This window comes from Pseudoalteromonas holothuriae (assembly GCF_945859825.1).
GTDB lineage: Bacteria > Pseudomonadota > Gammaproteobacteria > Enterobacterales > Alteromonadaceae > Pseudoalteromonas > Pseudoalteromonas holothuriae.
The window spans coordinates 66,654-76,417 of sequence record NZ_CAMAPC010000020.1 but is presented as its reverse complement, the minus strand read 5'-3'; the positions used below and the strand labels follow the sequence as shown (position 1 = coordinate 76,417).

The following is a 9,764-nucleotide window of genomic DNA, read 5'->3' as shown; positions in this document are numbered from 1 at the left end:
GTTTAGTTTAGTTTAGTTTAGATTTAATAATGGCTGTCTAGTTTAGTTTTTAATAAAAAGAAAGTGTCCGGTTGGACTTGACCAGTACAGCCGGTTAGGGCAAACCGTTTTAGCTATTTGATGAAATTTTTAATGATGATAATAAACACAGATGTGAGTTTGTTATGTTAATTAAGGAAAGGTAGGGTATGTTAACAGGCTGCAAAATACCTACCTGTTAATTTACTTAGTACAATCAACAGGTAGACTTTTTTGCATTTAGTTATTTAGACTCTTTGTCATCGTCAGGTAACGTGACATTTAACTCTAGTACAGCTAAATCGTCTTCATTTTGTTCAAATTGCACGTTAACCGCATCAGAATCAACTTTTACATATTTGCGGATAACATTAAGAATATCTTGCTTTAATTGCGGTAAATAATCAGGTGTACCACGCTTTGAACGCTCATGCGCAACAATAATTTGTAAACGCTCTTTGGCAAGCGATGCACTGCTTTTTTTCTCTGAGCGGAAATAGTCAAGTAACGACACATTAACCTCCAAAAATCCGTTTTAGTAACCCCTTTTTCTCTACATTAAGAAAACGGAAATCAACAATCTCACCGAGCAAACGATTGATTGCATCGTTATATGCTTGGCCTGCATCAGATTCGCTGTCTAACACCACAGGTTGCCCTGAGTTAGATGCATTGAGCACGGCTTTAGACTCTGGAATAACGCCAAGTAGGTCGATAGCTAATATATCTTGAACGTCTTCTACCGAAAGCATTTCGCCATTGGCAACTCGCTCTGGATTATATCGGGTTAACAACAAATGCTCTTTTACTGGCTCAAGACCTTGTTCTGCACGCTTTGATTTGCTCTGTAAGATACCTAAAATTCTGTCTGAGTCGCGTACCGAAGATACTTCTGGATTGGTTGCAACAATTGCCTCATCGGCAAAGTATAATGCCATCATTGCGCCTGCTTCTATACCTGCAGGTGAGTCGCAAATAATGTAGTCAAAGCTTTCTTTCATTTCGTTTAATACCCGCTCTACACCGTCACGCGTCAAAGCATCTTTGTCGCGAGTTTGCGAAGCAGGGAGTATAAACAGTTTATCTACGCGTTTGTCTTTGATAAGCGCTTGGTTTAAGTTTGCTTCACCATTAATGACGTTTACAAAATCATAGACTACGCGGCGCTCACAACCCATGATCAAATCTAAGTTACGAAGGCCAATATCAAAATCGATGATGGCTGTTTTGTAGCCTTTTAGAGCAAGGCCTGTACCAATAGCTGCGCTAGACGTAGTTTTGCCTACACCGCCTTTACCTGAAGTTACGACAATAATTTTTGCCATGTGATTTATCCTTTGACCAAAGCTGTTATTTCTAAAGAATCATTTTTTTGTTTGACTTGAGCAGCCTGTCCCCATAACTCCCCTTGTAAAGAGTCACTGATCCAGTAGCTACCATTAATAGAAACCAATTCGGCTTCAAGACGCTGGCAATAAATAGCAGCCTCTTCGTACCCTTGAGCTCCGGCAATTGCACGGCCTCTCAAAGTACCATAAATATGAATATTCCCATCGGCAATCACTTCAGCGCCGTGGCTCACTGCGCCTAATACAATTAAGTCTCTGTTCTTGGCATAGATTTGTTGACCAGACCTGACTGTAGCCTGAACAATTTGTGGTGGCAAATAAACTTCTTTTTCTACTTCAACCACTTCGGCATTCGTTGATGAGGAAGGCGCAGGCTTTGCGCTATCTTTACTGTAATTTAATACTGATAGCTTAGCTTTTTTTGCGTCGCCATTTTGTGATTCAGTTCCATTGCACACACCGACAGGGTTTAATTGAAGATCTACGAGTGTTTGCTTTAAGACGGCAAAGTCAACGTTGCTGTCTTGTAATTTTGCTAGGTTAATAACAATCGGAGCACCGATAAAAAACTTAGGTGCTTGAGAAATCTTTTCATCTAGATCTTTTCTGAGTTGTATGATGTCAACTGAAAACAAGTGCAACACAGACAAGGTAAAAAGGTTTCCTTTTAACTCAAATGTTTGTTCTGACATAAGCGCTCTATAAAATGCAGACTTAATACTAAAGCAAACCTAAAATTACGTCTTTCAACAAAAAGATAAATAAGGTTTACATGGGCATCATTGTTGTTTTGGCCCCGTATTTTAAACGTTTGTAAGTCGCAAAACTTTTCAAATACAATGAGTGTCATGGTATAGTGCGCATTAGACATAAGCAAGAATTTATAGGGTTATAATGCTCACTGCTGTATATAAAAGCTCAAAAAAAGCTGATACCTACCTTTATGTAGAAAAAAGAGATGATTTTTCTAAAATTCCAGAGCCATTAATGGCGATGTTTGGCCGCCCGAAATACGTAATGATGTTTGATTTATCAAAACGAAAGAAATTGGGTATTGCTGATGTTGCTCAGGTTCAGGATAAATTAAGCAGTGATGGATTCTACTTACAACTCCCCCCTCCAGAAGAAAACTTATTAGATCAATTTAAACAACAAAATGGAGCGTCTAGTGATTAAAAAATTGACTGTACTAGTAAGTGCTTTATGCATATCTAGTTCTGTTTGGGCTAACACGCAAGCAAAGTTTGAAGATTATGTTGCTGATTTAAAAGCTGAAGCTCAAAGCAAAGGATATGAACAAGCACTAATAGACAGTGCTTTTGCAACGGCAAAATTTAAGAAAAAAGTAATTACTAATGACAAAAATCAACCCGAGGTGGTTGAAACGTTAGAAACATACCTGCCTAAACGCGTACCGCAGTGGAAAATTAACCAAGCACGCAAACTATATAAAGAACACAAAACAATTTTAGATAAAATAGCTAAAGAGTATGGTGTGCAAGCACGTTTTATTGTTGCTTTATGGGGGCTGGAAAGCAACTTTGGCCGCATTCAAGGCGGTTATCCGGTGATTAGTGCATTGATAACACTTGCGTTTGATGGTCGCCGTGAAGCACTTTATAAGCGACAGCTTTGGGCCGCACTTGATATTTTGAAATCCGGGCATATTACGCTAGATGATTTTAAAGGCTCTTGGGCCGGTGCAATGGGTCAAACCCAGTTTATGCCAACATCGTTTAATGCTTACGCAGTAGATTACAATAACGATGGCCGTAAAGATATTTGGACCACCACCGAAGATGCGTTTGCATCTATTGCTAATTACTTAAAGCAAGCTGGATGGAATGATGACTTAACCTGGGGGCGTCAAATTCAGCTGCCAGAAGGCTTTGATCATAAATATGTACTTAAACGCGGCACTAAAACGCGAAAACAGTGGTTGGCATACTGGCAAGACTCAGAGCGTTCTTTACAAGATTGGCAAGCACTTGGCCTTCGTCGCGCCGATGGCAGTGATTTGCCTAAGGTGAGTGTTACTGCGGCGTTGGTTATGCCTGATGATATAAACGGCCGAATGTACTTGGCTTATGATAACTACAAAGCGCTGATGCATTGGAACCGCTCGTATTACTTTGCAACCAGTGTGGGTTACTTATCTGATAGGATAGGCTATCCAAAGATTTAAAGCTGATGATAAGCTCGATTAAATAAAAAGGCAGCATTCCAACATGCTGCCTTTTGGTTTGGCATAAATGCCGACAAGTGTGTAATGAACTGTAGCTAATTCGTTTGACTGTTCTGTAATATCAATAATATGAAAGTGGGCGCACTTTTCCCCAAAACACGCGATACGAAAACGCGGTGTATGCTAATATTGTTGGCACCACCACAATCACCCCATATAGTAAAAAGTTAAGTGATTCAGGTGCCGCTAAGGCCTCAAAAATTGTCAGTTTTCCTGGTACAACATAAGGATAAAAACTGTATAGCAGACCAAAGAAACACAGCATAAAAATGACACACGAAATTAAAAATGGTAGCCAAGCACCCACATTAGGCTGCTCTTTGAGTTTTATTAAAACGCGGTCAAGTAACACAAACAATGTAAGACAAATAATGGGAATGGGTAAAATGAGTAAAAATATACTCGATTCAAACCAACGCTCATAAACACTATGGTTGATAACTGGGTTGATAGTAGAAACACCAATTACACCAAAAAATGCCATGCGGCCCGCTATTTGGCACCACCTTATTGCTGAAAGTTGTAATTGTCCTTGGGTTTTTAACACCAACCAAGCTGCCCCAATGAGTGCATAGGCTGCAACAACACCAATACCACTTAGCATAGCAAATGTTGTTGCTAATGCACTGTGCTCAAAAGACATAACATACAGGCCTAACATATAACCTTGCATAAATGCACTTATGAACGAGCCTATCTTAAATAGTTTATTCCACATAGACTTACGTTTAGTTTTTGCTTTAGCTCTAAAATCAAACGCCACACCTCGGATGATTAACCCAATTAGCATAACTGTAATTGGCAAATACAGCGCTTGTAAAATCATGCTATGAGCCAAAGGAAAAGCAATGAGTGCAAGACCTACGGCGAGTACTAGCCAAGTTTCATTGGCATCCCAGAACGGGCCTATAGACGCTATCATCGTATCTGCATGTTCTTCATTGTTAGTAGGTAATAAAATACCCACTCCCAAATCATAGCCATCTAAAATAGCGTAAAGCAAAATGGCAAGCGCCATCAATGAGGCGTAAACAAAGGATAAAGTGTGTGCATCAAGCATAAATGTTCTCCTCAATTGACGGCTTTTGATACTCTTCAACTTCTACCGATTTATCAGCTGTATAGAAAAGCGTTCTGATGTAGGCAATGAGTAATAATACATAGATGGTTAAATAAGCAATTAATGATATAAGCACATTCTCACTGGCCACTTGGGTGACGGCATCTTCTATACGTAACACGCCCGATACTAAGAAAGGTTGGCGACCAATTTCAGTAACATACCACCCTGCTAAGGTTGCTATCCAACCAGAAAAACTCATAGCAACTAATACTTTTAACTGCCACGATGCAAGTGATTTTTTGCGCCAAAGGGTAAAACGAAAATAAACGGCCACAGTAATCATTAAAAAACCCATGCCAACCATAATTCTAAATCCAAAAAATACTGGCTTTACAGGTGGCCTTGCATCCTCAAATTCATTTAATCCTTTGATTTGGCCATCTGCTTTGTGTGTTAAAATCAAACTCGCCATATTGGGTATCTCGATTTCATAATCGTTAGATTTGGTTTGTTCGTTAGGAATGGCAAACAGTATTAAAGGCGCGCCTTTTTGTGTTTCCCAAAGGCCTTCCATTGCCGCGATTTTTTGTGGCTGATGTTCAAATGTGTTTAGACCATGCAAGTCACCTACAAAAATTTGCATAGGTGCTAATAAAGCAGCAACCGTTAAAGACACTTTTAAAGTGAGTTGTGGGGCTTGTTTATTATCACCTTTTAACAATCGATAACTGCTGACACCTGCAATTAAAAAGGCAGCTGTTAATCCACTGGCTAATAACATATGTGTTAATCGGTAGGGGAAAGAGGGGTTAAAGATCACTGCAAACCAGTCTGTAGGAAATACCACGCCATCTCTTAGTTCAAAGCCTGTTGGTGTTTGCATCCAAGAGTTCAGCGACAGTATCCAAAATGCCGATAAACTCGTGCCGATGGCGACTACAATGGTTGCAAGTGTATGGATTTTAGGTGGAACACGCTTCATACCAAATAACATGACCCCTAAGAAAGTTGCTTCCATAAAAAATGCTGTGAGCACTTCATAACCAAGAAGTGGACCGGCAATATTGCCGACTTTTTCCATAAAACCTGGCCAATTCGTTCCGAACTGAAACGACATGGTGATACCACTGACAACGCCTAATGCAAAGGTGAGGGCGAATATTTTAACCCAAAATCGGTATGCTCGCAGCCAAACTGGGTGCTGTGTTCTATCATATTTAACTTTAAAAAAAACTAAGAACCATGCCAAAGCAATGGTTATGGTCGGAAATAGAATGTGAAAACTAATGTTGGTGGCAAATTGAATTCGCGACAACAGCAAGGTATCAAGCATGACGCACCTCGGCGATTAAGACTTCTTAAGTAACTTATCTTTTAAATCAATTACTTTACTCACAGATGAGCCTAATTTCATTAGCGTTTGTAATTGTTCAGGAGATAAACGTTGTAGTTCTGCGGACCATTTAGTGATGGTCTCGAGTAAATCGTGAATGGTTTGGATTTGATTATTTGCATACTCTTCTTCTGGTGAGTTCCCTCCCTCAAGAATTTGGTCGCGTAATAAAGTAAGTGTTGGGTCAACCTCACGTTTTCTGCGCTCTTCAAAAACACGATTTGCTAAGTCCCAAATACTGCCATTTGGTGCGTAATATTCTTTACGATCACCGGGTATATGAGTGACTTTAACAAGTTGCCATGATTGTAACTCTTTGATCCCCATACTGACATTACCACGACTAATTTTTAATGATTCAGCAATTTCGTTAGCAGTAAGTGGTTGCTCGTGGATCACTAATAAGGCAACCATTTGGCCAATAGTTCTATTAAAACCCCAGCGACTACCCATTTCACCGCAATGAAGCACAAAGTTTTCTATTTTTGGAGATAAGCTCATAGTTCTAAAGTTTCAGTAATTATTGAAACTTTAATATATAGAGGGAATTGATTTAGATCAAGTGCTATTTTGAATTTGAATTATTTGGGCTGCAACATTTGAGCATTCTTTTTACGTCATCACCTGACTTACTTAGAATAACTATGCGACGCAGGCTCTGCCTTGGTAAGATACCCGAATTGCTATTGCAAAAAACCCAACAATGAAGATTGTAATAACTGATTTTTATAAAGTGTATAGAGGCATTAATTTAACGAATTGTGACTTTTGACTTTAATATTGATTATGTCACTACAATTAGCCTTCTATCGATTTTTACCAACCAGATAGAAGGCTAATTAGTTGCATGCTTTTTCTGTGTTATGAAAATATATGCTTGCTCAGTAGCAATGTGGTTTGTATTACATTCAGGTCGAATCAGATAGGGTCTCAGCTTGTGCGGTCCAGCGTATGATCTCTGGGATCATGCCTTGGTTTTCTTCTGGAAGCTCAAGGTGTGGGCTAGATAAGAAAACGCGGCCCTTTCCATAGGTTGTATGAATACACGCAGTGTGACCGCTCATATGTTCATCGCTAAAGTATTCTGGAAAGCGAATACTTTCGTTTTCTGAGTCTTCAGGTTCTATTACAGATGCAAAAGAGGCGACTTCGTTTATGGTGCCAAAGCCTTTTTTACGCTTGGCTTGCGTAGGTTGTCCGTAAGGAGGAGCAAGCATGAGAGGCCCTTGCCAGTAGAGCATCGGGAGCGTGTCTTTGAGTGTCCACTCAGAAGAAAGGATTGCCTCTACATGGTCAGCATTTAGCTTTACATTAATCAAACCGCCACCACGATTTTGGTGTTTCATGTCGTGTAGTTTCACATCAACTAATGCGAGCCATCCAAATCGAGCATTTGTCGCGAGAAATGCACCAGAGCAAATACCAAAGTAGCCACCTCCTTGGCGAACGAAATCGCGCACAATTTTTCTGCCACGAACGCCAAGAACCCATTGTTGATGCAACATTACTCCACCGCCTGGAATAATCAAAACATCAACGCCTTCAAGCCTGCTTTGTCGTAGCTTTTTCCCGGTCACGATTATTATCTTTAAATCGGGCTCTGCCTTTAAGATCGAATGCAGAACCCTGGCTGATTTATTTTCTGATCCAGCCAAGGAGCCCTCGTTGTTAACATCTAAAATAGCGACTGTTGTTGAGTTCACACGTTTTTCCTTGTTAAGAAATTACAATCTTCAAAGACATACCATAGAGCACAGGTCTATTCATTTTTTTAGATGCTATGTATGATAACAAATAAATTATGGCAAAAAATTAACAACGAATATAATTACTGTCAACAACTACTTGTGACTATGTATTTGAATACTGGCATAGATGATTACTCTATTAAACTGCACAAAGAGGGTTAAGTCGTTTGCTTCACAACCTATGTGTCAATTTAAGTGTTTTTCTATGCATTGAGTCTTCAAAATCACTTTTTGAGCTAAAGCGTGAGCAATAAAACTAAGGTAGGTGTAATCAATTCAAGCAGAACGGTATTTTTACACTTTTAATAGCAATAAATATTTGTTACATCAATAACCTTGTAGTTTATCTGTGTTTAAATGCACGGGTTAGTATTACACTGTTATTTTAAACACAAACGAGGATATAATTATGATCGAACAAGGACAAGCATTACCACAAGCAACGCTAAGTGAATTAACGGCTGATGGAATGGTAAATCACCAAGTCGAGGAGCTATTTGCAAATAAAAAGGTTGTTTTATTTGCTGTGCCAGGTGCATTTACACCAACTTGCTCTGAGTCTCATTTACCCGGTTTTGTTACACTTGCCGACAAAATTAAAGACAAGGGTGTAGATCTGATAGTCTGTGTTTCTGTAAATGATGCATTTGTTATGAAAGCTTGGGGCGAGTCACAAAATGCTTCACACATAGCCATGTTAGCCGATGGTGATGCAAGTTTTACGCGTGCACTTGGACTTGAGATGGATACGCAATCATTTGGCGGTGTACGTTCACAACGCTATGCGATGATCATAGATAACGGCGTAGTATCTAAGCTTAATGTAGAAGCACCAAAAGAGTTTGAAGCAAGTAAAGCCGAAACTATTTTAGAATCTTTATAGAATAGATAAACATACTGAGCTGCCGGCAACTGCAGCTCTTAACTCAAAAAACTTAAAATACTTACCATGCACCCACAGCAAACACGCCAGAATATCAAAAATATTATTACTGCAATAACGGAACAAGAACAGCACGTTAGAAACAAATATGGCATTTTAAAATACCAGAACCACATTAGTATAGTTATCTTACTCTTCTCATTGTTCGGTATGCTAAGCGTAGGATTGCTATATATTATTGGTGAGATTAACGGGTGGGTTGCCATTTTTTCAGCTGCTTTTTTTGCATCTATCTCTCATGAGCTTGAACACGACTTGATCCACAGGCAGTATTTCAAGTCGAACCCTTTGGTCCATAATATGATGATGCTAATTGTTTGGCTAATGAGACCAAATACGATAAGCCCTTGGTATCGTAAGCGAATACATTTGCATCACCATAAAGTGTCTGGTACTGAACAAGACATTGAAGAGCGTTTAGTAGGTAATGGCATTAAAAACCCTCTGCTTAGGGTGCTGGTCATATCTGATGGGCTATTAGGTTTGATACTTCAGCGTAGACGCTATCAACGGGAAATAAATGGGTTTAGTTTTTTTTGCATTTTTAATGCCGGGTTTCCTATTGCTACTTGCAACTTTTTAATACTCTACTTTGCCATTATTTTTCACTGTTTTGATTTTATAAGTAATGGAAGGTTTGAATACTCAGCATTACTGAACAATGCGATACAATGGGTCGATACAGTGATGGTTATATTAATACTCCCTAACTTGTTACGCTCGTTTTGCCTTAACTTAATCACCTCATCCATGCACTATTATGGTGGGGTAAATAATGTACTGCAGCAAACACAGGTACTTAACCATTGGCTGCTTTTTCCTTTTCAACTATTTTGCTTTAATTTTGGTGTTACGCATACAATTCATCATTTTGTTCCTAACCAACCATTTTATATTAGGCAGCTGATCGCAAAACGTATTTTGCCTGTACTTAAACAAAATAATGTGCGGTTTAATGATTTTGAGAGTTTGAAAAATGCAAATTTATATAGCCCAAATTAAAAT

11 protein-coding genes are annotated in these 9,764 nt (G+C 39.1%); 4 read left to right on the top strand and 7 right to left on the bottom strand.

Annotation, left to right across the window (positions count from 1 at the left end; translation table 11 throughout):
• Window positions 1–262: 262 nt before the first annotated feature.
• The 3 genes from minE to minC are packed head-to-tail and all read right to left on the bottom strand — an operon-like array spanning window position 263 to window position 2,059.
• On the bottom strand, window positions 263–532 hold the full coding sequence (minE, locus tag OCI93_RS18220) for a cell division topological specificity factor MinE (RefSeq protein ID WP_261594860.1): 270 nt from the start codon (window positions 530–532) through the stop codon (window positions 263–265).
• Window position 533: 1 nt separating this feature from the next.
• On the bottom strand, window positions 534–1,343 hold the full coding sequence (gene minD / locus OCI93_RS18215; RefSeq protein WP_261594861.1) for a septum site-determining protein MinD: 810 nt from the start codon (window positions 1,341–1,343) through the stop codon (window positions 534–536).
• 5 nt (window positions 1,344–1,348) lie between these two features.
• Entirely contained in the window at window positions 1,349–2,059 is a 711-nt protein-coding gene (minC, locus tag OCI93_RS18210; RefSeq protein ID WP_261594863.1) for a septum site-determining protein MinC, read from the bottom strand.
• 202 nt (window positions 2,060–2,261) lie between these two features.
• Between minC and OCI93_RS18205 the strand changes: the two genes are divergently transcribed.
• Together OCI93_RS18205 and OCI93_RS18200 are read left to right on the top strand one after the other, a co-directional pair.
• Window positions 2,262–2,543 carry a YcgL domain-containing protein gene (locus OCI93_RS18205; protein WP_261594864.1) on the top strand — a complete coding sequence of 94 codons (282 nt, stop codon included), beginning with the start codon at window positions 2,262–2,264 and terminating at the stop codon, window positions 2,541–2,543.
• A complete protein-coding gene (locus OCI93_RS18200) occupies window positions 2,536–3,552 on the top strand; it encodes a lytic murein transglycosylase (RefSeq protein ID WP_261626989.1) in 1,017 nt (338 codons plus the stop codon). Before OCI93_RS18205 ends, OCI93_RS18200 begins: the two co-directional genes overlap by 8 nt.
• Before the next feature lie 121 nt (window positions 3,553–3,673).
• Here OCI93_RS18200 and OCI93_RS18195 read toward each other — a convergent pair whose 3' ends face one another.
• The 4 genes from OCI93_RS18195 to OCI93_RS18180 all read right to left on the bottom strand — a co-directional run bounded on the left by OCI93_RS18195 (window position 3,674) and on the right by OCI93_RS18180 (window position 7,771).
• Window positions 3,674–4,672 (bottom strand): cytochrome d ubiquinol oxidase subunit II, encoded by a 999-nt coding sequence (locus tag OCI93_RS18195; RefSeq protein ID WP_261594866.1) that lies wholly within the window; start codon window positions 4,670–4,672, stop codon window positions 3,674–3,676.
• Entirely contained in the window at window positions 4,665–6,008 is a 1,344-nt protein-coding gene (locus tag OCI93_RS18190; RefSeq protein ID WP_261594867.1) for a cytochrome ubiquinol oxidase subunit I, read from the bottom strand. The genes OCI93_RS18195 and OCI93_RS18190 overlap by 8 nt, the downstream gene beginning before the upstream one ends.
• A 15-nt stretch (window positions 6,009–6,023) precedes the next feature.
• Entirely contained in the window at window positions 6,024–6,569 is a 546-nt protein-coding gene (locus OCI93_RS18185) for a GbsR/MarR family transcriptional regulator (RefSeq protein ID WP_261594868.1), read from the bottom strand.
• Window positions 6,570–6,976: 407 nt separating this feature from the next.
• Window positions 6,977–7,771 carry a BPL-N domain-containing protein gene (locus tag OCI93_RS18180; protein WP_261626988.1) on the bottom strand — a complete coding sequence of 265 codons (795 nt, stop codon included), beginning with the start codon at window positions 7,769–7,771 and terminating at the stop codon, window positions 6,977–6,979.
• Window positions 7,772–8,225: 454 nt separating this feature from the next.
• Between OCI93_RS18180 and OCI93_RS18175 the strand changes: the two genes are divergently transcribed.
• Together OCI93_RS18175 and OCI93_RS18170 are read left to right on the top strand one after the other, a co-directional pair.
• Window positions 8,226–8,699, top strand: a complete 474-nt coding sequence (locus OCI93_RS18175; protein WP_261594870.1) for a peroxiredoxin — start codon at window positions 8,226–8,228, stop codon at window positions 8,697–8,699.
• 66 nt (window positions 8,700–8,765) lie between these two features.
• Window positions 8,766–9,761, top strand: coding sequence for a fatty acid desaturase (locus OCI93_RS18170; protein ID WP_261626987.1), 996 nt, complete (start codon window positions 8,766–8,768; stop codon window positions 9,759–9,761).
• Window positions 9,762–9,764 lie beyond the last annotated feature (3 nt).

What these genes read in the sequence shown, in the direction of transcription:
- minD (WP_261594861.1), bottom strand. Translation starts at nt 1,343, where the DNA reads ATGGCAAAAATTATTGTCGTAACTTCAGGTAAAGGCGGTGTAGGCAAA.
- minC (WP_261594863.1), bottom strand. Translation starts at nt 2,059, where the DNA reads ATGTCAGAACAAACATTTGAGTTAAAAGGAAACCTTTTTACCTTGTCT.
- OCI93_RS18205 (WP_261594864.1), top strand. Translation starts at nt 2,262, where the DNA reads ATGCTCACTGCTGTATATAAAAGCTCAAAAAAAGCTGATACCTACCTT.
- OCI93_RS18195 (WP_261594866.1), bottom strand. Translation starts at nt 4,672, where the DNA reads ATGCTTGATGCACACACTTTATCCTTTGTTTACGCCTCATTGATGGCG.
- OCI93_RS18190 (WP_261594867.1), bottom strand. Translation starts at nt 6,008, where the DNA reads ATGCTTGATACCTTGCTGTTGTCGCGAATTCAATTTGCCACCAACATT.
- OCI93_RS18185 (WP_261594868.1), bottom strand. Translation starts at nt 6,569, where the DNA reads ATGAGCTTATCTCCAAAAATAGAAAACTTTGTGCTTCATTGCGGTGAA.
- OCI93_RS18175 (WP_261594870.1), top strand. Translation starts at nt 8,226, where the DNA reads ATGATCGAACAAGGACAAGCATTACCACAAGCAACGCTAAGTGAATTA.
- OCI93_RS18170 (WP_261626987.1), top strand. Translation starts at nt 8,766, where the DNA reads ATGCACCCACAGCAAACACGCCAGAATATCAAAAATATTATTACTGCA.